The organism is Novisyntrophococcus fermenticellae (assembly GCF_018866245.1).
In the GTDB taxonomy this organism is placed as follows: domain Bacteria; phylum Bacillota; class Clostridia; order Lachnospirales; family Lachnospiraceae; genus Novisyntrophococcus; species Novisyntrophococcus fermenticellae.
This window is the reverse complement of the sequence record NZ_CP076458.1, coordinates 3,224,563-3,247,626: the sequence shown is the minus strand read 5'-3', so window position 1 is coordinate 3,247,626 and position 23,064 is coordinate 3,224,563. Positions and strand designations below refer to the sequence as shown.

The 23,064-nt window shown below is 43.2% G+C and carries 20 protein-coding genes and 1 pseudogene; 20 read left to right on the top strand and 1 reads right to left on the bottom strand.

The window, feature by feature from the left end:
- Positions 1-5 precede the first annotated feature (5 nt).
- The 19 genes and pseudogenes from KNL20_RS15105 to KNL20_RS15005 all read left to right on the top strand — a co-directional run bounded on the left by KNL20_RS15105 (position 6) and on the right by KNL20_RS15005 (position 21,983).
- The gene (locus KNL20_RS15105; protein WP_023920501.1) at positions 6-266 is read left to right on the top strand and encodes a hypothetical protein; all 261 of its coding nucleotides are present in this window, start codon (positions 6-8) and stop codon (positions 264-266) included.
- Positions 247-546, top strand: coding sequence for a hypothetical protein (locus tag KNL20_RS15100; protein WP_186286122.1), 300 nt, complete (start codon positions 247-249; stop codon positions 544-546). Before KNL20_RS15105 ends, KNL20_RS15100 begins: the two co-directional genes overlap by 20 nt.
- Before the next feature lie 15 nt (positions 547-561).
- Positions 562-7,882 (top strand): annotated as a pseudogene (locus KNL20_RS16470) (DEAD/DEAH box helicase family protein).
- A gap of 20 nt (positions 7,883-7,902) precedes the next feature.
- Positions 7,903-8,865, top strand: coding sequence for a DUF3991 and toprim domain-containing protein (locus KNL20_RS15080; RefSeq protein ID WP_109710634.1), 963 nt, complete (start codon positions 7,903-7,905; stop codon positions 8,863-8,865).
- A complete protein-coding gene (locus tag KNL20_RS15075; protein WP_002594669.1) occupies positions 8,862-9,281 on the top strand; it encodes a DUF3846 domain-containing protein in 420 nt (139 codons plus the stop codon). Before KNL20_RS15080 ends, KNL20_RS15075 begins: the two co-directional genes overlap by 4 nt.
- Before the next feature lie 135 nt (positions 9,282-9,416).
- A complete protein-coding gene (locus KNL20_RS15070) occupies positions 9,417-9,575 on the top strand; it encodes a DUF3789 domain-containing protein (protein ID WP_087203228.1) in 159 nt (52 codons plus the stop codon).
- Positions 9,538-9,879 carry a plasmid mobilization protein gene (locus KNL20_RS15065; protein ID WP_002594670.1) on the top strand — a complete coding sequence of 114 codons (342 nt, stop codon included), beginning with the start codon at positions 9,538-9,540 and terminating at the stop codon, positions 9,877-9,879. Before KNL20_RS15070 ends, KNL20_RS15065 begins: the two co-directional genes overlap by 38 nt.
- Positions 9,870-11,255, top strand: a complete 1,386-nt coding sequence (locus tag KNL20_RS15060; RefSeq protein ID WP_230398522.1) for a relaxase/mobilization nuclease domain-containing protein — start codon at positions 9,870-9,872, stop codon at positions 11,253-11,255. The genes KNL20_RS15065 and KNL20_RS15060 overlap by 10 nt, the downstream gene beginning before the upstream one ends.
- The gene (locus tag KNL20_RS15055) at positions 11,239-12,033 is read left to right on the top strand and encodes a PcfB family protein (RefSeq protein ID WP_118356701.1); all 795 of its coding nucleotides are present in this window, start codon (positions 11,239-11,241) and stop codon (positions 12,031-12,033) included. The genes KNL20_RS15060 and KNL20_RS15055 overlap by 17 nt, the downstream gene beginning before the upstream one ends.
- A gap of 6 nt (positions 12,034-12,039) precedes the next feature.
- The gene (locus tag KNL20_RS15050) at positions 12,040-12,924 is read left to right on the top strand and encodes a hypothetical protein (RefSeq protein ID WP_002594673.1); all 885 of its coding nucleotides are present in this window, start codon (positions 12,040-12,042) and stop codon (positions 12,922-12,924) included.
- 12 nt (positions 12,925-12,936) lie between these two features.
- The gene (locus tag KNL20_RS15045) at positions 12,937-13,140 is read left to right on the top strand and encodes a hypothetical protein (protein ID WP_008789327.1); all 204 of its coding nucleotides are present in this window, start codon (positions 12,937-12,939) and stop codon (positions 13,138-13,140) included.
- Positions 13,127-14,935 (top strand): VirD4-like conjugal transfer protein, CD1115 family, encoded by a 1,809-nt coding sequence (locus KNL20_RS15040; RefSeq protein WP_055062740.1) that lies wholly within the window; start codon positions 13,127-13,129, stop codon positions 14,933-14,935. The genes KNL20_RS15045 and KNL20_RS15040 overlap by 14 nt, the downstream gene beginning before the upstream one ends.
- Positions 14,936-14,954: 19 nt before the next feature.
- The gene (locus KNL20_RS15035; protein ID WP_015512775.1) at positions 14,955-15,317 is read left to right on the top strand and encodes a hypothetical protein; all 363 of its coding nucleotides are present in this window, start codon (positions 14,955-14,957) and stop codon (positions 15,315-15,317) included.
- 73 nt (positions 15,318-15,390) lie between these two features.
- Entirely contained in the window at positions 15,391-16,227 is an 837-nt protein-coding gene (locus tag KNL20_RS15030) for a hypothetical protein (protein WP_230398521.1), read from the top strand.
- Between the two features lie 135 nt (positions 16,228-16,362).
- The gene (locus tag KNL20_RS15025) at positions 16,363-16,728 is read left to right on the top strand and encodes a PrgI family protein (protein WP_230398520.1); all 366 of its coding nucleotides are present in this window, start codon (positions 16,363-16,365) and stop codon (positions 16,726-16,728) included.
- Entirely contained in the window at positions 16,721-19,051 is a 2,331-nt protein-coding gene (locus tag KNL20_RS15020) for a VirB4-like conjugal transfer ATPase, CD1110 family (RefSeq protein ID WP_055062744.1), read from the top strand. Before KNL20_RS15025 ends, KNL20_RS15020 begins: the two co-directional genes overlap by 8 nt.
- A 13-nt stretch (positions 19,052-19,064) precedes the next feature.
- Complete coding sequence (locus tag KNL20_RS15015; protein ID WP_161209645.1) at positions 19,065-19,466, top strand: DUF6075 family protein; 402 nt, start codon at positions 19,065-19,067, stop codon at positions 19,464-19,466.
- Positions 19,467-19,472: 6 nt separating this feature from the next.
- Positions 19,473-20,240 carry a class B sortase gene (srtB, locus tag KNL20_RS15010; RefSeq protein WP_230398519.1) on the top strand — a complete coding sequence of 256 codons (768 nt, stop codon included), beginning with the start codon at positions 19,473-19,475 and terminating at the stop codon, positions 20,238-20,240.
- 39 nt (positions 20,241-20,279) lie between these two features.
- Positions 20,280-21,983, top strand: a complete 1,704-nt coding sequence (locus tag KNL20_RS15005) for a lysozyme family protein (RefSeq protein ID WP_230398518.1) — start codon at positions 20,280-20,282, stop codon at positions 21,981-21,983.
- A gap of 89 nt (positions 21,984-22,072) precedes the next feature.
- Here KNL20_RS15005 and KNL20_RS15000 read toward each other — a convergent pair whose 3' ends face one another.
- Positions 22,073-22,498: a hypothetical protein gene (locus KNL20_RS15000; protein ID WP_230398517.1), complete on the bottom strand. Its 426-nt coding sequence runs from the start codon at positions 22,496-22,498 to the stop codon at positions 22,073-22,075.
- Between the two features lie 226 nt (positions 22,499-22,724).
- On the opposite strand from KNL20_RS15000, the gene KNL20_RS14995 reads away from it, so the two are divergent.
- Positions 22,725-23,060, top strand: coding sequence for a helix-turn-helix domain-containing protein (locus KNL20_RS14995; RefSeq protein WP_132381032.1), 336 nt, complete (start codon positions 22,725-22,727; stop codon positions 23,058-23,060).
- Positions 23,061-23,064 lie beyond the last annotated feature (4 nt).

Genomic DNA, 23,064 nt, shown 5'->3' with positions numbered 1-23,064 from the left:
TTTTCGTGAAAGACAAAGCAACTTTTCAGAATAAGGTCAAGGTGCTGAATAAACTCTTTGACTCCGGCTGTGATACGGAGAAAAAGTTGCAGCAGCTTGATATGGAAGCAATCCTGAAAATCCCGAATATCACGATTCCAGATATGGGTGTGATTATGGAGCTTCAGAAGAATACAAAGTCCGGTAAACTCTTTTCGTATTTGGGCGGCGGTTCTGATGAAGCAACAAAAATGAGAGGTAAGGAAAATGAAGCAACAGGAGAATAGAGCAGAGCCGCAGGAAAAGCAAATTCGATTTATAGACAGTCATTACAATTTAAAATTCTATATTCCCGATGGTGGAAAAATCAGGATTACTTTTCGTGATGGACACACAGCAGACAGAGTGTGCAAGTATATTGATGACTACCATTTGTACGTCGGGAATTGCTGCTATCATATATGCGAGTTTGCTGAAAAAATGGAGCTTAATGGAAGCAAAGTTGAACCTATCAATCAATCCGAACCGTCAAAAAACAAGACCAGAAACAGAGAAAAACAGCGATAAGGAGGTGCAAGAGTAATGGCACGAAAATATGACCTTATTTCTGAGCTTTACAACCGCACCTGCAAAACGGTTGTGTCAAATCCTCAGAACTGGCAGGCGTTCTTAGCTTCGGCTTGCCGAAATTATAAGTTACGTTATGACGAACAGCTTCTTGTATATGCACAGCGACCTGATGCAACAGCGGTTCTTGAGATAGAGCAGTGGAACAAAATTTTTGGCAGATGGGTCAATCGAGGTGCAAGAGGTATTGCTGTTTTTGCTGATGAAAACCGTTCACGGCAAAGACTGACACATTACTTTGACATTTCAGATACTCACGAAAGCAGATATTCAAGAACAGTCCCGATTTGGGATATGCGTCAGGAATACGAAGCTGATGTGATTGAAACATTGGAAAGCACTTTCGGAGAGATTGAGAATAAGAGCAGTCTTGCCGAAGCAATTATGGGAGCAGCAAGAAATGCGGCAGAGGATAATATCCCTGATTATCTGCAAGACCTTTACTATGCAACCGAGGGCAGTTCCTTTGAGGAAGTGGAAGAGGATATTGTAGCTTCCATTTATAAAAATGTTGTAGCAAACAGTGTGGCATATATGATGATGTCAAGGCTTGGCATCGATACGGAAGGTTATTTTGAACTTGATGATTTCAGAGATGTTACCAATTTCAATACGCAGGAAACACTCAATGCACTTGGATTTGCTACCAGTGATATTGCAGAAATGGGATTGACGGAAATATCTAAAACAATTACTGCACTCAACCGTCAAAATCGCATAATTGTCGGTCAGGACAGAAATGAATACAATAAGGTTGAAAATAACGACGAAAGGAGTTGGGACAATGAACGAGCTGACCTACACGATGGTGGGCGATTACAGCCTTCCGAACCTGAAACTTCCACAGCAGCCGGAAGTGACGTTGGGCAGATACGCTCAGATGAGGAGAGAGTTTCTGAAGGAACATCACAGAGTCCTTTACTACAATCTCCTGACGAGGGGCGAACTGACACAGCACTTGGCGGAAGTGGAACAGAGAGCCAGCAAGATGGAGGAAACAATCCTGAGCCAGATGGCACAGAAAGAGGGAGTGACCGAACAGATGAAAGCGGAGGATATGATGAAATGGGTTCGTCTGATGAACTCTCTTCGCAGCTCGGCACAGGAAATCGTGAAAGCGGAAGTGATATTCGCTTAGAGTATTACGACAGAACGCACGAGGATAAAAGCCTTCCGTTCTTTGGGCGTGATGAAGTAATCAATGAAATTCTCAGAACGACACCACATTTGTCAGCAAGTCTGGAAGAAATCAAAGATTATTATGAACGTAATCCTGATAACAAAGACCGCACAGAGTATATAAAGAGTATTTTCAATAATGATTATACCGAACTTACTTTAGAGGACGGCAGGACAGTAGGGTACAAGACCTTTGAAAACGTTCTGCATTTGTGGGAGGGCAAATACGACAGCAGAACCGCACAGAGCTATTATGATTGGGCTGTTATTGCCCGTCATTTTGAAGCTATGCGATTACTGGGAGAATTAAGTGACAGCATAAAACCATTACCGTCAATGGACGGTCAGATGACATTCATATTAGACGGTCGGGCAGAGGAAAAGAAAACCTCTGCCTTTGTTTTTTCTCAGGAGATTATCGACGCTGTTCTTGCGAATGGAAGCGGATTTTCTGAGGGGAAAATGCGTATCTATGAGCAGTTTGAAAAAAGTCTTTCTGCAAAAGAAAATGCCGACTTCTTGAAAAATGAATACGGTTGGGGCGGTTCTTATCCCGTTATAATCGGGGCAGGCATTGATGAGAGTCACGACGGAAAAGGTATTACGATTACGAAAGGCATCGGTAAAGAGAAGCCACATATCACGCTTTCGTGGTCGCAGGTGGAGAAACGTATCGGGGAACTTATCCGAATGGACAGATACTTAAATCCAAAGGAAAAAGAACGCTATCCTCAGTGGCTTGAAAGTCAAGAGGAACGCAGAGCCAAAATCGAGGAAACGAAAAAGAAACCGAGAGATACTCTCTAATGCACCGCCGGAGCAGGAGGTCGAACCAGCCGAAAAAGAACCTGAAGAAGCAGAACAGCTACAAGATGTGCAGTATGAATATCATCTTGGCGATAAGGTGTATATCGGTGCTTCTGAGTACGAAATCTTATCTGTTGATGATGAGAGAGTAATGCTCTATGACTATGATGTGCCACTGTTCAATAAGGAATTTTCACGCACAGAGTTTGACAGAAAAGTGCGAGAGAATCCGATGAATGAGCATTTGATTGTAAAGGAAGAACCTGCCGAAGAAAGAAATGAAACGGAAGAAGTTCAGACCAATATGGGCAGTATGCCGATTGAAGATTATCGAGAGATAGTAGCTTCGCAGTCAGGTTTTGACAGCTATGATGAGATGTATCATCAGGGGTATCGCATAGGAAACGGTTATGATAAAGAGCCTGAGCCGGTAGTTCCCGCTTGGGAGCAGAAGAAAAAAGTCAAAGGCTTTGACTTGCACCCTGATGTATCTATGGCAGAACGCCACACCTTTAATCTCAAAGAAAATGAGGTTGAAACAGTTGGTAAAAAGGAACGCTTCCGCAGAAATATTATGGCGATACAGCTTCTAAAAAAATGTCAGGAAGAAAACAGATTTGCCACTCCTGAAGAACAGATTATCTTATCAAAGTACGTTGGTTGGGGTGGGCTTTCAGAAGCCTTTGATGAAAATAATTCAGCGTGGGCAACGGAATATCTGGAACTTTCTTCGGTATTAACACCGGAGGAATATGCTTCGGCAAGAGAAAGCACATTGACTGCGTTCTACACGCCGCCCGAAGTTATCACAGCCATTTATAAGGCAATGGAGCAGATGGGCTTTAAGGAGGGCAACTTGTTAGAGCCGTCCTGCGGTATCGGTAATTTCATCGGTATGCTGCCGGACACAATGCAGGACAGTAAGATTTACGGTGTGGAACTTGATACGATTTCCGCAGGGATTGCACAGCAGCTTTATCAGAAAACAACCATTGCGGCACAAGGATTTGAAGAAACAAATCTGCCGGACAGCTTCTTTGATGGAGTGGTAGGAAATGTGCCTTTTGGAGATTTTAAGGTATCAGATAAAAGATACGACAAGCATAAGTTCCTGATACACGATTATTTTTTTGCGAAATCCCTTGATAAGTTAAGACCCGGCGGTGTGATGGTTCTTGTAACGAGCAAAGGCACAATGGATAAGGAAACTTTAGCAGTACGAAAGTATATTGCACAGAGAGCAGAGCTTCTTGGAGCAATCCGATTGCCGAATAATACCTTTAAGGGTAATGCAGGAACGGAAGTCGTTTCGGATATTCTTATCCTGCAAAAGCGTGACAGACTGATAGATATTGAGCCGGATTGGGTTCATCTTGATACCGATGAGAACGGAATTAAGATGAACTCTTATTTTGTGCAGCACCCCGAAATGATACTTGGAGAAATGAAAATGGTATCGGGGCGTTTCGGTATGGAAGCAACTTGTGTGCCGTATGAAAATGCAGACCTTGCAGCACAGCTTGATGAAGCAGTAGCAAACATTCACGGAGAAATCACGGAATATGAAACTGAGGAAGAACTGGAGGAGGAAGATAATTCTATTCCGGCAGACCCGACAGTGAGAAACTTTTCCTATACGGTGGTAGACGATAAAATCTATTATCGTGAAAATTCCCGTATGACTCCGGTGGAAGTGTCGGTAACCGCAGAGAACCGAATTAAGGGTATGATTGCTATTAGAAATTCCGTCAGAACGCTGATTGAATTGCAGACAGAAGATTACCCTGACAGCGAAATCAAAGCGGAGCAGGAGCGATTAAACAGACTTTATGATACCTTTTCAGGTAAGTACGGACTCATTAACAGCCGTGCAAATACTTCTGCTTTTTCGCAGGACAGTTCATTCTCTTTGCTTTCCGCATTGGAGATAATCGGAGAGGACGGAGAACTGGAACGTAAGGCTGATATGTTTTCTAAGAGGACAATTAAGCCGCATACTCCGGTTACTTCTGTTGATACGGCAAGCGAAGCATTGGCGGTATCTCTTGGAGAAAAAGCTACGATTGATATGGACTATATGATGGAGCTTTCCGGTAAATCGGAGAATGAAATCTTTGAGGACTTAAAGGGTGTTATCTTCTTAAATCCGCTTTATGAGTATGGTAATGCTTACGAACCGAAGTATCTGATGGCTGATGAATACCTTTCGGGTAATGTCAGGGAGAAGCTGAGAATTGCAAAGAACTCGGCAGAACTCTATCCGGAAGATTATAAGGTCAATGTGGAAGCACTTCAAAAGGTGCAGCCGAAAGACCTGACTGCAAGTGAAATTTCCGTGCGACTTGGTGCAACTTGGCTGCCACCGGACGATGTGCAGGAGTTTATCTTTCATTTGCTTGAAACACCACGCTATGCACAGTGGAATATCAAAGTTCACTTCTCTCCATTTACGAGTGAGTGGAATATTGAGGGCAAATCTTACGACAAAGGAAATGTAAGGGCATATAACACTTACGGAACTTCCCGCATCAATGCCTATAAGATTATCGAGGAAACGCTGAACTTAAAAGATGTGCGTATCTTTGATTATATCGAAGATGATGAGGGCAGGAAAAAGGCTGTCCTGAATAAAAAGGAAACAGCAATTGCTCAGTCGAAGCAGGAAATGATTAAGCAGGAATTTCAGGACTGGATATGGTCTGACCCTGAACGCAGGGAAAGGCTTTGCAAATCCTACAATGAGAAATTCAACAGTGTCAGACCTCGTGAGTATGATGGAAGTCATATCATCTTCAATGGTATGAATCCTGAAATTGAACTCAGGGAACATCAGAAAAATGCGGTTGCCCATATCCTTTACGGAGGAAATACACTTCTTGCACACGCAGTCGGAGCAGGAAAAACTTTTGAAATGGTAGCGGCAGCACAGGAGTCGAAAAGGCTTGGGCTTTGTAACAAGTCACTGTTTGTTGTACCAAATCACTTGACCGAACAATGGGCGGCTGAGTATTTGCAGCTCTATCCGGCGGCGAATATCCTTGTCGCAACAAAGAAAGATTTTGAAACCAAGAACCGTAAAAAGTTCTGCGGCAGGATTGCAACTGGAGATTATGACGCTGTTATTATCGGACATTCACAGTTTGAAAAAATCCCGATGTCCATTGAAAGACAGAGGGCAATCTTAGAACAGCAGCTTGAGGAGATAACCGGAGGAATTGCGGAACTCAAGCGAAACCGAGGGGAAAACTTCTCCATAAAGCAGCTTGAAAAGTCAAAGAAATCTATCAGGCAGAAACTTGATAAACTCAATGACCAGACGAAAAAAGATGATGTTGTAACCTTTGAGGAACTTGGTGTAGACAGGCTTTTTGTTGATGAAAGCCATTATTACAAGAACCTTTATCTTTATACAAAAATGCGTAATGTGGGCGGTATCGCACAGACGGAAGCACAGAAATCTTCCGACCTCTTTATGAAGTGCCGTTACCTTGACGAGATTACCGGAGGGCGAGGAACCGTGTTCGCAACGGGTACACCTATCTCAAACAGTATGGTGGAACTTTATACGATACAGCGATATTTGCAGTACAGCACGCTTGTGAAAAATGGGTTGCAGCACTTTGATGCCTGGGCTTCCACTTTCGGAGAAACCATTACGGCAGTGGAACTTACACCGGAAGGAACAGGATACAGAGCAAAGACAAGGTTCGCAAAATTCTATAACTTGCCTGAACTAATGGCGATGTTCAAGGAGATAGCGGACATTAAGACAGCGGATATGTTGAACCTGCCAGTACCGGAAGCAAAGTACCATAACATTGCAGTAAAGCCGTCAGAAATGCAGAAAGAAATGGTTGCTTCCCTTGCAGAGAGAGCCGAGCAGGTGCGTGGCGGCGGTGTGGATTCAAGCGTAGATAATATGCTGAAAATCACGAATGACGGAAGAAAACTGGCTCTTGACCAGCGTATGCTAAACGATATGCTGCCTGATTTTGAGGGCAGTAAAATCAATGCCTGCGTCGATAACATCTATCGGATATGGAAAGAAAATGCCGACAAGAAATCGGCACAGCTTGTGTTTTGTGACCTTTCCACGCCGAAGAATGACGGCACATTTTCCGTCTATAACGACATCAGAAAGAAGCTGATTGAGAGAGGTATTCCTGAAAGTGAAGTGAAGTTCATACACGAAGCCGACACGGATATGAAGAAAAAAGAACTGTTCCAAAAGACCCGCAAGGGAGAAGTCAGGGTGCTTCTTGGCTCTACTCAGAAGATGGGAGCAGGAACGAATGTGCAGGATAAACTTATCGCACTTCACGATGTGGATTGTCCGTGGCGACCTTCAGATTTGGAGCAGCGTTCCGGTAGAATTGTCCGTCAGGGCAATGAAAATCCGCAGGTAGATATTTACCGCTATGTAACAGAGCAGACCTTTGATGCATACCTCTATCAGCTTGTGGAAGGTAAGCAGAAGTTCGCAAGTCAGATTATGACGAGCAAATCTCCGGTCAGGTCGGCAGAGGATATTGATGAAACAGCACTGTCCTATGCGGAGATAAAAATGCTTGCAACAGGCAATCCGTATATCAAAGAAAAGATGGACTTAGACATTCAGGTACAGAAGCTGAAGATGTTAAAATCCAATTTCTTATCAGAGAAATACGGACTGGAGGATAAGGTCATCAAGTTCTACCCACAACAGATTGCTTACTTGAAATCCCGTGTAGAGGGACTTACAAAAGATGTTGAAACAGCAAAATTACACCCGAAACCGATAGACAAGCAGCCGCTTGGAATGATGGTATCGGGTGTTTCTTATTCCGAAAAAGCCGAAGCAGGTCAGGCAATTATCAATGCCTGCAAGTCAATGAACAGTCCTGATGCGATAGCACTTGGCGAGTACCGTGGCTTTCAAATGGAACTGTATTTTGATACGGTGCAGCGTAATTATGTTGTGAAATTAAAAGGCGAAACAAGCAGAGATGTACCGCTTGGCGATGATGCTCACGGTAATATCGTGAGAATAGATAACGGCATAGAACGCTTTGAGGAAGTACTTGCTGATACGAAAAACAGCCTTGAAAATACGGAGAAGCAGTTTGAAACAGCGAAGCAGGAAATCGAAAAGCCGTTTGCAAAGGAGGAAGAATTGAGGGCAAAAACTGCCCGACTTGATGAGCTGAATATCCTGCTCAATATGGATAAAAAGGAAAATGAGATTGTCGGCGGAGAGCCTGATGAGGGCGAAGCAGTCGGCGGTAGAAAGGAGAAAGCGTATGAGAGATAAACAGGAAGGCGGTGGTCGATATGCCATTTATCGCACCTGAGTTAATCATTCAGGCGAAGCAGATGGACTTATTAACCTACCTGAGAAATTATGAACCGTATGAGCTGGTTAAGTTTTCGGGGAACACCTATTGCACCAGAACCCACGATAGTTTGAAGATTTCAAACGGGAAATGGATATGGTGGTCGAGAGGTATCGGTGGCAGGAGTGCTTTGGATTATCTGATTAAGGTCAAAGGTTACAGCTTCCTTGAAGCGGTGGAAACCATTATCGGACACACAGCGATTCAGGCTCCGGTCTATGAAAAGCCACAGCCAAAAGAGGAAAACAAACCACTTCTTCTCCCTGAAAAATGTGCTTCCAACATAGTGATTACAGAGTATCTTTTCGGGAGAGGAATAGATTTTGAAATCATCAATTACTGTATTTCCAATGACCTTATCTTTGAGAGTCTGCCGTATCACAATGTTGTGTTTGTAGGCTATGACGAGAAGAAAGAACCGAAATATGCAGCCTACCGTTCCACGAATAAGCGTAGGATTATGGGCGATTGCAGTGGCAGTAAAAAAGATTATTCTTTTCGGCTTGGTAAGGAAAACTTGGAGGAAGTACACCTCTTTGAGTGTGCCATTGACTTGTTATCCTATGCCACGCTTGCGAAGCTGAACGGGCAGGATTGGAAAGAAATGAGCTTTGTCTCGCTGTCCGGGGTGTATTCTCCGGCAAAGAAAATTGAGGACAGTAAAGTGCCGATTGCACTGGAAAAGTATCTTGGCAGTAACCCATCTGTCAGGAAAATCCGTATCCATTTTGACAATGATATAGCGGGCAGAAAGGCAGCACAGACCTTAAAAACTATTCTGCCGGATAAGTATGAAATCGTTGATGAGCCACCAAAAGCAGGTAAGGACTTCAACGATTTTCTTTGTATGCGGATGGGAATTTACAATAAAAAAACACACGAAAGGAATGAAGAACGATGAATGATTCTAAGATTAAAGTTCTCTTGGTAGAACCGGAAAAGTACCCGAAGGAAATTGTAATCGACGACAGTCTGGAAGCAATGCAGGAGGTTGTCGGCGGGGATATTGAGGAATATATGCCCTATGACGATGATGTTGCAATCATCTGTAATGAGGAAGGAAAGATGAGAGGACTTCCGCTTAACCGTGCAGTTTATGTGCAGGACAATGATAAGAAAGAGATGGTAGATATTATCTGCGGCAAATTCTTTATCTGTTATGCACCGCCTGAGAGTGAGAGTTTTCAGAGCTTGCCGGACGATATGATGAAGAAATACAAGGAACAGTTCAAGTATCCTGAACGCTTTTCTAAGGAAGTGGGCGGCAATATCGTGGCTGAACCTTTTAAGCCGAAATCAAAGGATTATGAGAGATAGTAGACTGAGAACGGGGCAACCCGGAGGAGATGTTTATTCTTAGCGAGCAGACCATTTGGATAAACACAGTTTCCCAAACGGTAAAAGGCTCGTTAGGGGTTGCCCCTAATACCCCGTGAGAAAGGAGAACTTGATTTGAGAGAGTTATTACTTATCGCCGCCGGAACACTGCTCGGCAGTTGTCTTGGCGTTACGATGATGTGCTTATTCCAGATTAACAAAGATTGCAGAGTAAAGAGAAAGGAAGATACCGATTATGAGAAAGAGAAACATTCAGAAGATTGTACGCTTTAATCGCAAGGAAGCACAGGATTTGGCAGCTAAGGCAAAGAAGGCTTGTCTTTCCGAAGCAGGGCTTATCCGTTTGCTTATCAGAGGTTACGAACCGAAAGAGAAACCCGATGACCGTTTCTATGATGTGATGAGGGAACTTTCCTCTATCGGTAATAACATCAATCAGCTTGCTGCCAAAGCAAATACGCTTGGTTTCATTGACGCACCTATGCTGAAGAATGAAGCTGCGAAGTGGAATAAGTTCCAGTCAGAGATTGAGAGGACATATCTTCGTCCGAATCAGAGCGAAATGAAATGGCAGTAACAAAGTTGTGGTCGGTAACAGAAAGGCTCGGTCAGGTCATTGACTATGCGACCAATCCGGAAAAGACTTCTGCAAATATCAAAAGGGAGTTTTCGCCGGAACAGTATCAGGCTCTTGCAGATGTTATTGCTTATGCAAAGGACGAAGAAAAAACAGAGCGAGAATTTTATGTTGAGGGTATCAACTGTAATGTGGCGATTGCCCGTGAACAGTTCATAACAGTTAAGGAACAGTACCAAAAGACAGACGGTATCCAAGCCTATCACGGATATTTGAGTTTCAAGGAAACAGATATATCTCCTGAGATGGCACAGAAAATCGGAATGGAATTTGCAAATGAAGTGTGGGGTAAAAGATTTCAGGTTGTTGTGACAACCCATTTGAATACAAAGCACCTGCACTGCCATTTTGTCATCAACTCTATTTCTTTTGTCGATGGCAAACATTTGTGGGGAGAGGAAAAAGCGTGGTTCAAATTCCGAAAAGTTGCAGACAGAATTTGTGAGAAGTACGGACTTTACTATGACCCGAATCCAAACCGCAGTAAGCAGTCGGATTATCTGACGATGAAAGAAAAGGCAGGTATGCCGACACGCTATTCGGTTGCAAAAGAAGCCATTGATTATGCTATCGACCATAGCAAGACCCTGAAAGAATTTCAGTTTGCTCTCAAGGAAATGGGATATGCCTATAACCTAAGTCCAAGCCGAAAATACTGGACGGTCATTCCAAAGGGATACGATAAGCCGATACGACTGAAAAATCTCGGAGCAGATTATACCAATGACCGGATTGTAGAGCGTATCAAAGAAAATCGTGACAGATGGGCAGAGATTGAGCCGTTCCAGAGGGCGACCTATAAACCAAGACAGTACCGTATGCAGACCAGAGGGCAGAAACTGAAAAAGAAAGGCGGACTTTACGGGCTGTATCTGTATTACTGTTACAGACTCGGTTATCTGCCAAAGTATAAGAAACAGAATAACGCAAGGCTTCATTATCTTTTGAAAGATGATTTGATGAAGCTCGATAAGATTACTGATGAAGTAAGGCTGCTCGGACGAGAAAATATTTCCACGGACGAACAGCTTTTTTCATATAAGACTTCCTTAGAGGAGCAGATGAAAAATCTGATTGCCGGAAGAACACATCTCCGAAAAAAGATAAGAACAAATATTGATGATGGTCAGCTTCAGGCGGCAAAAGATGAAATCGCTTCTATCAATGGAGAATTGAAGAAACTCCGACGGGAAGTAAAACTCTGCGAGGATATTGCAGAGAGGTCAAAGGTTATGGAAGAAAACCTTGAGCATATCGAAACAGAGGAACAAAAACAGCAGAGAAAGGAGAAATCACGCTATGAACAACGGTGGTGACGCAGCAGAGCAGGTCGTTAGGCTTTCGCTTGAAGGATTTGAAGTTGCTGCAAGATTAAGCGGTTCGGCGGCGAAGAATATCGCATTGCTTTTGGTATCGGTTCTGAAGCAGGAACAAAAGACGAAGGGCAAAGCAAGGCTTACCAATATGATTAAGTCAGGCAAGGAGCTGAAAGTCTTTTCCATTCCGCAAAAGGATTTGAAGAAGTTTACCGAACAGGCAAAACGCTATGGCGTTCTTTATTGTGTCCTCAGAGATAAGAACACAAAGGGAGAGAACGCTCCGGTAGATATTATTGCAAGAGCAGAGGACGCTTCTAAAATTCAGCGTATCGTTGAAAGATTTGAACTTGGCAAGGTGGATAAGGCTTCGATTGTCAGTGAAGCAGAGAAGGCTATCGCAGACCGTGAAGCGGTTGAGAAAGAAAAGCCGACCAAATCCAAGAGTGAAATCATTATGGAAGAAGCAGTCAGAAATCCAATGCAGAAAGAGGAGCGAGCAAACGCAAACCCCTCAGTCGCCAAAACAGACAAAAGCCCTCTGTCAAGGCAAAACTCAGAGCCGGTAGAAACGCAATCTGATAAGGGTGTTGCAAAGCCAGTGGAAAAGCCATCGGTCAAAGAGAAACTTGACCGTTACAAGGCACAGGCAAAACAGCAAAAAGAAGCAGAGCGTAAAGAGCCGGAGGTTAAGAAAGACGGCAAGAATCCGCAGCAGAAAAACGGTCAGACGGTACACCGTCAGCCGAAGAAGAAACCCAAAACAAAAGAGAGGTAATTCACTATGACAAATGATTTCAAACCCGCAAAGGCTGGCGGTAATCAGCCAAGATTATCCAAAGAGGAGTATGCAGAAAAGAAGCGAGCAGAAAAAGAAAAAGTCTATCAGATGATTGATGATGCTGCCCGTGAGATTGTGAGTGACCCTGAGAAGTTCAAGAGCTTTCTTGATACGCAGAGTCGAATGGACAGATATTCCGCAGCAAATGCTCTCCTTATTTACAGTCAGTATCCGCAGGCGACACAGCTTAAAGATTTTGATGATTGGGGTAAGGACAATGTGAAGATTACCAAAGGGGCAAAGAGTATTTCTATCCTTGAACCAGTGGAATACACAAGAGCAGATGGTTCTCCGGGTATTTCCTACAATGTCAAAAAGGTATTTGATGTTACGCAGACAAATGGAAGAAAAGCTCCGGCAGTATCAGCAAACCGTGACCCGAAAGCACTTATCACGACAATGCTTGATGTATCTCCGGTGGAGGTTGCGGCAACCGATGAACTTCCGTATCCGAATATGGCAGCTTTCTATAATAATGAAAAGCAGACCTTGTATGTGAAGCGTAATGTGGGCGACAGCGTAGCAGTTGCCCAGTGTGTCGCTCAGGAACTCGGACACGCACAGCTTTCTATCAACAGTGAAAGTTACAGCCGCAGGGATATGGGCTTTCAGGCAGTGTGTATCGGATATATGCTTTGCAAGAAGTATGGAGTAGATACACAGAATTTTGCGATTAACCGCATTCCGGAGGGACTGGCTTCCAAAGAGCCGAAAGAAATTCGTGCGGAGCTTTCCAAGACACGAAATGCAATGGCAGAAATTCACAGTCATATCTCTGATGAAATGTTCCGCAAAAAGCAGGAACGTTCAAAGGACTATGAGAGATAACGGAGGGCAGATATGGAAAAAGAAAAACTCTACCACATTGCTTTGGACGATTACGAACACGGTGTTGTCATTCGCTCCTTAAACGATGAGAAAACAAAGTTGATGGAGGAAGGCAAGTCCGCAGATGCAGTAGACGACCTGCTTGTAAAAGTCGGAAATGCCCCATTGAAAAAGTTCAAAGTGATTGAAAGGAAACGCTCAGATGAAGCGAGATAATGACAGGCAGACTGCCATTATTTTATCCATTGTCGGTATCGTTCCGGTTATATGGCTGTCACTTCTGATTGCACCTTCCATAAGCGGAGGACTGCCGGAAATAGCAGCCAATCTTGCGACACTTTTTGATAATCCATTTTCCATAAAATTATGTGGGGACAGCCTGAAAACTGTCCTCATTTTGCTTTTGTGCTATGGAATGGGTATCGGGATTTATTTCTCAACAAGAAAGAATTACCGCAGACGAGAAGAACACGGTTCTGCCAAATGGGGCAATGTCAGAGCCATTGATAAAAAATACCGACAAAAGCCACTATCAGAAAATAAGCTGATGACTCAGAATGTGTGCATTGGACTTAATGCCAAGAAGCACAGACGAAATCTGAATACGCTTGTGTGCGGTGGCTCCGGTGCAGGTAAGACGAGGTTTTATGCAAAGCCTAATATTATGAATGCTGCAAGAAACAGCTATGTGATATTAGACCCGAAAGGGGAAATCCTGCGAGATACGGGACATCTTCTTGAGAAGAAAGGTTACGAAGTGCGTGTGCTTGATTTGATTTCAATGGAGAAAAGCCATTGTTACAATCCATTTGTTTATTTACAGAATGATAATGATGTGCAGAAGCTCGTGACAAATCTTTTCAAGAGTACCACTCCGAAAGGTTCACAGAGCAATGACCCGTTTTGGGATACGGCAGCGTCAATGCTTCTGCTTGCACTTGTATTTTATCTGCATTATGAAGCACCGCCGGAAGAACAGAATTTTGCAATGGTAATGGAAATGTTAAGAGCCGGGGCGATTGAGGACGAGGACGACCCAAGTCCTTCTCCGCTTGATAATCTGTTTTCAGATTTGATGATAGATAACCCTGACCACATTGCTTTGAAGTATTACCACTCTTATCATTCCGGTTCTTCCAAAACATTAAAATCTATACAGATAACCCTTGCAGCAAGGCTTGAAAAGTTTAACTTGGAAAGTCTTGCTGCTCTTACTTCTGCCGATGAACTGGATTTGCAGTCACTCGGAGAGAAAAAGGTGGCACTGTTTGCACTGATACCGGATAACGACTCCAGTTTCAACTTCTTGGTATCCATTCTTTACACACAGCTCTTTCAGCAGTTGTTTTATGCAGCCGACCATATCCACGGCGGTTGTCTGCCGATGCCTGTTCATTTTATGATGGACGAATTTGCCAATGTTTCACTGCCGGACGATTTCGATAAGATACTGTCGGTTATGCGTTCCCGTGGGGTATCGGTAAGCATCATCTTACAGAACTTGGCACAGCTTAAAGCTTTGTTTGAAAAACAGTGGGAGAGCATTGTGGGTAACTGCGATGAATTTCTTTACCTCGGTGGAAATGAGCAGTCAACCCATAAATATGTGTCGGAGCTGTTGGGCAAGGAAACCATTGATACCAACACGTTCGGAAAGAGTACTGGAAGAAGCGGTAACTATTCCACCAACTATCAGATTAGCGGCAGAGAGTTACTTACCCCTGATGAGGTGCGTATGCTCGATAATCAGTACGCTATTTTATTTATTCGTGGGGAAAGACCCATTATGGATTTCAAATATGACATTATGAAACACCCGAATGTGGCACTTACCACAGACGGAAAGGCAAGTCCTTATAAGCACGGAGAAGTTACAAAAGATATTGCTTCGATTGCCATTTGGGATATTGACCCTGCAACACTTCCTGAAAAGGAAATGGAAGAAACGAACTGGGAACTTCTTTCCGATGAGGAGATGGAAGCTCTGTTCATAAACAATCAAACAAATTAAATTTTGGAGGTATTCAACTATGACTATTTTTAAGAAAAAAGCAACTGATATTCAGGAAACAAAGAAACTGCCTATGACCGGGAAGGTCAAGAAAGGCTTCCGTGCTTACTGCACAATGGTCATTGTCGGTGCGTTGGCACTTGGAATGACAACGACTGCATTTGCAGCGAATGACCCGCTTACCGTAGTCAACAATCTGTCTGACTTTATCTTCGGACTTATCCGTGCCATCGGTATGATTTTGCTTGGCTTTGGTATCGTGCAGGTCGGTCTTTCGCTCAAATCTCACGACCCTTCTCAGAGAGCCAATGGCTTCCTGACTCTTGCGGGTGGTGTCATTATCACTTTTGCGAAAGAAATCCTTACTCTTATCACAGGCTAAGATAAGAGTTACACAGTTATCGAGGGGTGTGCCAAGTTAAGGAACACCCCTTAATTGTAAGGAGGTGCTTTGAATGAGTGATAACTGGTTAGTTCAAAATCTTGAAAATGCCCTTGAAACTTGGAATGAAAAACTGTCGGAAATATGGACGCTCATCACAACTACACCGCAGAACTTTAAGGGCGGGAATATCTGGAAGGTTATCGTTGACATCAACGGTGCAGTTCAGGCTATCGGGCTTGCATTGCTTGTATTGTTTTTTGTGATAGGTATGGTAAAGACCTGCGGAAGTTTTACAGATGTGAAGAAACCGGAACACGCACTGAAACTCTTTGTTCGTTTTGCACTGGCGAAAGGTGTTATCACATACGGAATGGAGCTTATGCTTGCATTATTTAATATCGTGCAAGGGACAATTTCAACCATTATGAATGCTGCCGGATTTGGAACTCCGGAACAGACGACCTTGCCCGCAGAGATGGTAACGACCATAGAGGATTGCGGATTTTTTGAGAGTATCCCTTTGTGGGCGGTAACGCTTATCGGAGGATTATTTATCACAGTGCTGTCGTTCATTCTGATAATGACGGTGTACGGAAGATTTTTCAAGTTGTATATGTACACAGCACTTGCACCGATACCGCTTTCCACATTTGCAGGAGAACCGACACAGAATGTCGGCAAGAGTTTTATCAAGAGCTATTGTGCCGTTCTGCTTGAGGGAGCAGTTATTGTACTTGCTTGTATTATTTTCTCTGTATTTGCTTCATCGCCGCCAGTAGTGAATCCTGATGCAGCAGCAGTTACGCAGGTTTGGGCATATATCGGGGAACTGGTATTTAATATGCTTGTTCTTGTCGGTGCAGTAAAAATGTCTGACCGTATTATCCGAGAGATGATGGGACTTTAAGGAGAGATTTTGAGATGAACCAAAGAGATTGTAAGAAATGTGTTTACTATGGCGGTAAACGGAAGGGCAAAGTCTTTTGCCTGAATGATAAATGCGTGAGGGAGAAAGACCGAAACCGCAGGAAAGGAAACAGATATGGAAGTAAAAATTAACCGAGAAATCAGAAATTATACAGAGTCAATGTTTTTTGGACTGTCGCTCAGACAGTTCATTTTTTCTGTTCTCGCTTGTGGCGTTGCAGTAGGACTGTATTTCTTGCTCAGACCGTATGTTGGCACGGAAACCGTATCGTGGGTGTGCATTTTGGGTGCTGCTCCGTTTGCGGCACTTGGTTTTGTGAAGTACAACGGTATGACCGCAGAAAAAGCAATTTATGCGTGGATAAAGTCGGAGTTTTTAATGCCGAAGAAGTTGGTATTTCACTCCACCGATGTTTATTACGAACTGATGAAGCCAAGCATTGAACAGAAGCAGAAGGAGGTATTGAAGTCAAATGATTAAGACTCTTACGAACCTGTTTAAGCAGGATAAAGAAAAATTTGTTGTACCGAAAGGGGTGCAGGACGTGATTCCCGTGGCAGCTATCTTTGATGATGGCATTTTCAAAGTGGGAAAGGATAAATATTCAAAGACTTATCGCTTTACGGATATTAACTATGCAGTGGCAAGCCGTGAAGATAAGGAAGCGATGTTCCTTGAATATTCCGAACTTCTGAACTCTCTTGACAGTGGTGCAACGACAAAAATCACAATCAATAATCGTCGGCTCAACAGACTGGATTTTGAGCAGACAATCCTTATTCCGACAACCGGAGATAATCTGGACGAGTATCGAGAGGAATACAACAAAATGCTTCTTGATAAGGCAACGGGTGCAAACTCCATTGTTCAGGATAAGTATATTACCATTTCCATCAACAAAAAGAGTGTGGAGGACGCAAGAACTTATTTTGCCCGTGTCGGTGCAGATTTGATTGCTCACTTTGGCAGGCTTGGAAGTAAGTGCGTGGAACTGGAAACAGACGAAAGACTTCGTATTTTCCACGACTTTTATCGTGTGGGAGAGGAAAGCTCTTTCCACTTTGATATTAAGGAAACAAGAAAAAAGGGACACGATTTTAAGGATTATATCTGCCCTGACACAATGGAATTTGAAAAGGATTATTTCAAAATGGGAAACCGTTATGGAAGAGTCCTTTTTCTTCGTGAATATGCGTCCTATATCAAAGATAGTATGGTAGCGGAACTTACGGATATGAACCGAAATCTGATGATGTCCATTGATATTGTTCCAGTTCCGACTGATGAAGCAGTAAAGGAAGCAGAGAACCGTCTGCTTGGTGTGGAAACCAATATCACAAACTGGCAGCGTAGGCAGAATGCCAATAATAACTTCTCTGCAACTGTTCCGTATGATATGGAGCAGCAGAAGAAAGAAATGAAAGAGTTCCTCGATGACCTTACGACCCGTGACCAGAGAATGATGTTTGCTGTTATCACGATGGTTATTACAGCAGACAGTAAGGAACAACTTGAGAATGATACGGAAGCATTGCTTACCACGGCAAGAAAACATCTTTGCCAGTTTGCAACACTGAGATTTCAGCAGGTAGATGGACTCAACACGGTAATGCCGTTTGGAACAAGAAAGATTGATGCGTTCAGAACGCTTACCACAGAAAGCCTTTCGGTATTTATCCCATTCAGGGTGCAGGATATTTTCCACGAGAACGGTATTTATTACGGTCAGAATGTTATCAGCAAAAACATGATTATCGCAGACCGTAAGCAGCTTTTGAATGGTAATTCTTTTATTCTCGGTGTATCCGGTGGCGGTAAGTCATTTGCGGCAAAGGGAGAAATCATCAATCAGGTGCTTTCTTCGGACGCAGATATTATTATCATCGACCCTGAGCGAGAGTATTCACAGCTTGTCAATGCGATGGGCGGAGAGGTAATCAATATTTCTGCGACTTCCGACAATCACATCAATGCAATGGATATGAATAAGGATTATGGCGACGGTGCAAACCCTGTCATTTTGAAATCTGAGTTCATTATGTCCCTTTGTGAACAGCTTATCGGCGGAACTAATCTCGGAGCAAAGCAGAAGTCTATCATTGACCGTTGCACGGCAAGCGTGTACCGCAGTTATCAGCAGAATGACTATCAGGGACATATACCAACCTTGCAGGATTTCAGGGCAGAACTTTTGCAGCAGGACGAACCGGAAGCAAAGGAACTGGCACTTGCTATTGAGCTTTTTACGCATGGTTCTCTGAACACTTTTGCAAAGCAGACGAATGTGGATACCAATAACCGCCTTATCTGCTATGACATTCTTGACTTGGGTAAACAGCTTATGCCGATTGGTATGCTTGTTGTCCTTGACTCTATCCTGAATCGTATCACACAGAATCGTGCAAAGGGTAAGAATACCTTTATCTTTATTGATGAGATTTATCTTCTGTTCCAGCACGAATACTCTGCAAACTTCCTCTTTACCTTGTGGAAGCGTGTGAGAAAATACGGTGCATACGCAAGTGGAATCACTCAGAATGTCGATGACCTTTTGCAGAGCCACACAGCGAGAACAATGCTTGCAAACTCAGAGTTCATCATTATGCTGAATCAGGCTTCCACAGACAGGCTTGAGCTTGCAAAACTTCTGAATATTTCCGACCTTCAGATGTCCTATATCACGAATGTGGAAGCAGGACACGGACTTATCAAGGTGGGAAGTTCGCTTGTACCGTTTGCAAACAAATTCCCTAAGAACACGAAACTTTATAAACTGATGACGACCAAGCCGGGCGAAGCATAAGGAGGGATTTATAATGTCTAAAATTCAATTTCGCAATGCTGCACACAGAGATTTTGTATTGGAAAATCTGGATAAGTGCAAAGTCAACGACTGCTATCACAGAGCATTTTTCTATGTGATGGGGATTTCAGAAGAAACGAGAATGAACATCGGAAAGATGTTTGATTTCAAGAGGGACTGTATCATACCGGAAGGTATGCACGGAGGTTGGCAGACAAGTGGCACAGTCAAGGTCTGCCACCTTGCCTTTAATCTCTGGAATGGATTTACAGAAGAAGGCAGGGAAAACCTCTGTACACCAGAGGAACTGTTCTGCTGCGGATATGCTCCGTATTTTATGGAAGGTATCAAGTTGAGGTATCCGGAGTATTGCAGGGATTTGACCCCGCCTAAAAGAAACGATATGGAAAGGTAAGAGAACATGAGCAGAAAAATTTATATTATTATTGCGGTGGTACTTACGGTAGTGTTGTCTGTAAGCACCTTCTTTATTATCCGTAATCACATTGACTCTGCAAAGCAGAATGAAGTCTATGATAACCTTGCGGAGATTGTGGAGGACGAGCCGCCAAAGGAAAATGAGGGCGTGACGTTTTCGGAAGATAAGGACTATCTTGCGGAATATCTTGAACTCTATCGGCAGAATGAGGATATGGTGGGTTGGATAAAGGTTGAGGATACCAATATCAACTATCCGGTCGTGCAGTCTGTAAATGAGCCGAACTTCTACCTGAAGCACAAGTTTGATAAGACCTATTCCGCTTATGGCTGTCCATATGTGCAGGAAAATTGTGATGTGCAGAAACCTTCAGACAACATCATTATATACGGACACCATATGAATGACGGTTCGATGTTTACGGGACTGATGAAGTACAGAAACAAGAGCTTTTGGGAAGGTCATAAGACGCTTACCTTTGATACACTGACGGACAGACACCAGTATGAAGTGATTGCAGTCTTTAAGACAGTCGTTTATACAGACAGCTCCGATAGCTTTAAGTATTATGAGTTTACGGACGCAGAAAATGCGGCAGAGTTTGATGCGTATGTTGCTAAGTGCAAGGAACTTTCTTTGTATGATACCGGAGTATCGGCAGAGTATGGCGACAAGCTTATTTCTCTTTCTACTTGTGAATATTCAAGAAACAATGGCAGGCTTGTTGTTGTCGCTAAGAGAGTGGATTAAACCCCACTCTCTATTATTTTTCGAGAAAGGAGGAAACCGATGGCTGATATAAAAACAAGAGATACAAGCAAAGGTACAATCAAGACCATAAATAAGGCAGCAGTTGCCACGGAGCGAATGAAGAAAGCCTATGTGATGACGAAAGATAAGGCAGAACATTCCACGAATGCTTCGGAAAATTCCGCAGAGGAATATGCTTCCGATAAAATCGAAGCGGCAACGGATAGGACTGTTCACGAAACTGCATACCGTGCGGATAAAGTCGGCAGATGGGGTGTGCGTGAAACAAGACAGAATTATCAGAAAGCCAAAACGGGAATTGAGAATTTCAAGACCAAGCGTGCAGAGAAGCAGCTTCAAAAACAATCGGTCAATCCTGTCGGAAAACAGAGCATCCGAACTCTGGAGCGTACGGAGAAAACAATTAAACAGTCTGCAAGGTCGGCAGGAAATACGACAGTCAAGACCGTATCGAAAGGTGCAACCAATACTGTTCAAAGGTCGGTCAAGACCGCAGAACAAACGGCAAAGACTTCTATTAAGACCACAAAAGAAGTTGCCATTATAGCACAGAAAACTGCAAAAACAACAGCCAAAGCAACACAGAAAGCGGCTCAGACGGCAAAGAAAGCGGCGAAAGCCACAGCAGATACCGTTAAAGCGACAGCGAAAGCTACTGTTGCGACAGTCAAAGCGATTATTGCAGGGACAAAAGCACTTGTAGCAGCAATCGCAGCAGGCGGTTGGATAGCGGTGCTGATTATTATGATTGTCGTGTTGTTCGGTGCTGCCGTAGCAATGTTTGGAGGAGGAAGTGACAGTAATTCCTATACTCCGGTAAGTGCAGAGGTAGAAGCCTATGAACCTATCATACAGAAGTATGCCAAGGAGTACGGAATTCCTGAGTATGTAGAACTTATCAAGGCGGTTATGATGCAGGAAAGTGGCGGCAGAGGACTTGACCCTATGCAGGCAGCAGAAGGAAGTTTCAATACGAAGTATCCGCACGAACCTAATGGAATTAAAGACCCTGAATATTCTATCCAGTGTGGTGTTCAGGAATTGAAAGCGGCTCTTACCTCGGCAGAGGTGGAAAGTCCGATAGATATGGAGCATATCAAACTTGCCCTACAAGGCTACAACTTCGGTAATGGGTATATTTCTTGGGCAAAAACAAAGTATGGCGGTTATTCTTATGCCAATGCAGTAGAGTTTTCCACTCAGCAGGCACAAAGGCTTGGTTGGGACAGTTATGGAGATACCCAATATCCGGCTCACGTTCTGAGGTACTATCCGTATGGGCGAGCCTTTACTGCCGGAGGTAATCAGGCGATTGTTGAAGTTGCCTTGACGCAGGTAGGCAATCAGGGCGGACAACCTTACTGGAGTTGGTACGGCTTTAACAGTCGAGTGGAATGGTGTGCCTGCTTTGTATCTTGGTGTGCTGACCAATGCGGGTATATTGAAAGCGGACTTGTTCCGAAATTTGCAGGTTGTGTGGACGGTGCAAATTGGTTTAAGTCAAATGGAAAATGGCAAAATCGCACTTATGAACCAAAGGCAGGAGATATTATCTTCTTTGATTGGGAAGGCGACGGTACAACAGACCACGTTGGTATCGTAGAGAAGTGTGAGAATGGCACAGTTTATACCGTAGAGGGTAACTCAGGCGACGCCTGCAAGCAAAGACAGTACGCAGTCGGAAGCAGCAATATCTATGGATACGGTATTCCGGCGTATTAAAAATTCCAGACGGTGTCTGGAAAATCGAAAAGATGGCTGCTCAGTTGAGTAGCCATCGGGTACATTATGAGAAATCGGTTGTTTCTCTGTTATTCAGGAAAATATGGTGTGTGATAAGTGAAGCTGAAAAGCATATCGGCATTTTCTTTACTGCCGTCTAAAAAGGAAATATCATCGGCAAGGATAAAAAGAATTGCCAATAACTTCTTGATATATCCAGTGTAGCAGGCATAATCTACATAGATGTTGGCGATATATCCCTCGGCAAATTCTATCAGGTCAGCGTCAATTTCAAAGCTATTGGATAGCTCGTAAACGGTCTTGATGAATTTATCTTTGTCAGCAATTCGCTCTTTACTTGGAACACTTCTGCGGTTCTTCTGTATAAATTTCAAAAAATCATTAGCTTCTGAAAAGTCGGGAGTGATTGAGCTGTCAGTTTCCAAATCTGTTTTGTAATCCTCAAATTTCTCTTTTTCAAACCGATTACTGAATATTATCTTTTGTTCGTCCATTCCTTTTTACCCCTAAGTTTATTCTATGGAGATTGCTTAACGTGGCTCTTGGGTTGTACTTTGTCTTTCGCCATTAACAATCGTGAATTACTACTTTTATAGTATAACATAAAAATAGTTGGAAATCATTACTGATAGTTGGTTTGACTTCCTTTTGGTGCGTGTGATTTGGAATCTACTTAACCTATACTATTAGTTATGGAAACACACTAATGGAGGTGATGTGATGAAGCTCGATACAATCGGCAAGAATATAAGAAAGTTCCGACTTGCGAAGAAATTACGCCAAGAAGATTTGGCTGAGAAAACAGACTTGACAACAAATTATATTGGTATGGTTGAGCGTGGAGAGAAAATTCCGTCACTCGAAACTTTCATAAAGATACTAAATGCTTTAGATGTATCATCGGATATGGTTCTTACAGATGTCTTGGAAACGGGATACACAGTCAAGAACTCTATGCTGAATGAGAAGCTTGAAAAACTTGCTCCTGAAGATAGAAACAGAATTTATGAAGTCATAGATACACTTGTGAAGCAGTCAAAGCAAATACTTCCATAAAACA

Excerpts from the sequence above, each read along its gene's own strand:
- KNL20_RS15100 (WP_186286122.1), top strand. The coding sequence starts at position 247 with ATGAAGCAACAGGAGAATAGAGCAGAGCCGCAGGAAAAGCAAATTCGA.
- KNL20_RS15080 (WP_109710634.1), top strand. The coding sequence starts at position 7,903 with ATGCCATTTATCGCACCTGAGTTAATCATTCAGGCGAAGCAGATGGAC.
- KNL20_RS15075 (WP_002594669.1), top strand. The coding sequence starts at position 8,862 with ATGAATGATTCTAAGATTAAAGTTCTCTTGGTAGAACCGGAAAAGTAC.
- KNL20_RS15065 (WP_002594670.1), top strand. The coding sequence starts at position 9,538 with ATGAGAAAGAGAAACATTCAGAAGATTGTACGCTTTAATCGCAAGGAA.
- KNL20_RS15060 (WP_230398522.1), top strand. The coding sequence starts at position 9,870 with ATGGCAGTAACAAAGTTGTGGTCGGTAACAGAAAGGCTCGGTCAGGTC.
- KNL20_RS15055 (WP_118356701.1), top strand. The coding sequence starts at position 11,239 with ATGAACAACGGTGGTGACGCAGCAGAGCAGGTCGTTAGGCTTTCGCTT.
- KNL20_RS15050 (WP_002594673.1), top strand. The coding sequence starts at position 12,040 with ATGACAAATGATTTCAAACCCGCAAAGGCTGGCGGTAATCAGCCAAGA.
- KNL20_RS15045 (WP_008789327.1), top strand. The coding sequence starts at position 12,937 with ATGGAAAAAGAAAAACTCTACCACATTGCTTTGGACGATTACGAACAC.
- KNL20_RS15040 (WP_055062740.1), top strand. The coding sequence starts at position 13,127 with ATGAAGCGAGATAATGACAGGCAGACTGCCATTATTTTATCCATTGTC.
- KNL20_RS15035 (WP_015512775.1), top strand. The coding sequence starts at position 14,955 with ATGACTATTTTTAAGAAAAAAGCAACTGATATTCAGGAAACAAAGAAA.
- KNL20_RS15030 (WP_230398521.1), top strand. The coding sequence starts at position 15,391 with ATGAGTGATAACTGGTTAGTTCAAAATCTTGAAAATGCCCTTGAAACT.
- KNL20_RS15025 (WP_230398520.1), top strand. The coding sequence starts at position 16,363 with ATGGAAGTAAAAATTAACCGAGAAATCAGAAATTATACAGAGTCAATG.
- KNL20_RS15020 (WP_055062744.1), top strand. The coding sequence starts at position 16,721 with ATGATTAAGACTCTTACGAACCTGTTTAAGCAGGATAAAGAAAAATTT.
- KNL20_RS15015 (WP_161209645.1), top strand. The coding sequence starts at position 19,065 with ATGTCTAAAATTCAATTTCGCAATGCTGCACACAGAGATTTTGTATTG.
- srtB (WP_230398519.1), top strand. The coding sequence starts at position 19,473 with ATGAGCAGAAAAATTTATATTATTATTGCGGTGGTACTTACGGTAGTG.
- KNL20_RS15005 (WP_230398518.1), top strand. The coding sequence starts at position 20,280 with ATGGCTGATATAAAAACAAGAGATACAAGCAAAGGTACAATCAAGACC.
- KNL20_RS15000 (WP_230398517.1), bottom strand. The coding sequence starts at position 22,498 with ATGGACGAACAAAAGATAATATTCAGTAATCGGTTTGAAAAAGAGAAA.
- KNL20_RS14995 (WP_132381032.1), top strand. The coding sequence starts at position 22,725 with ATGAAGCTCGATACAATCGGCAAGAATATAAGAAAGTTCCGACTTGCG.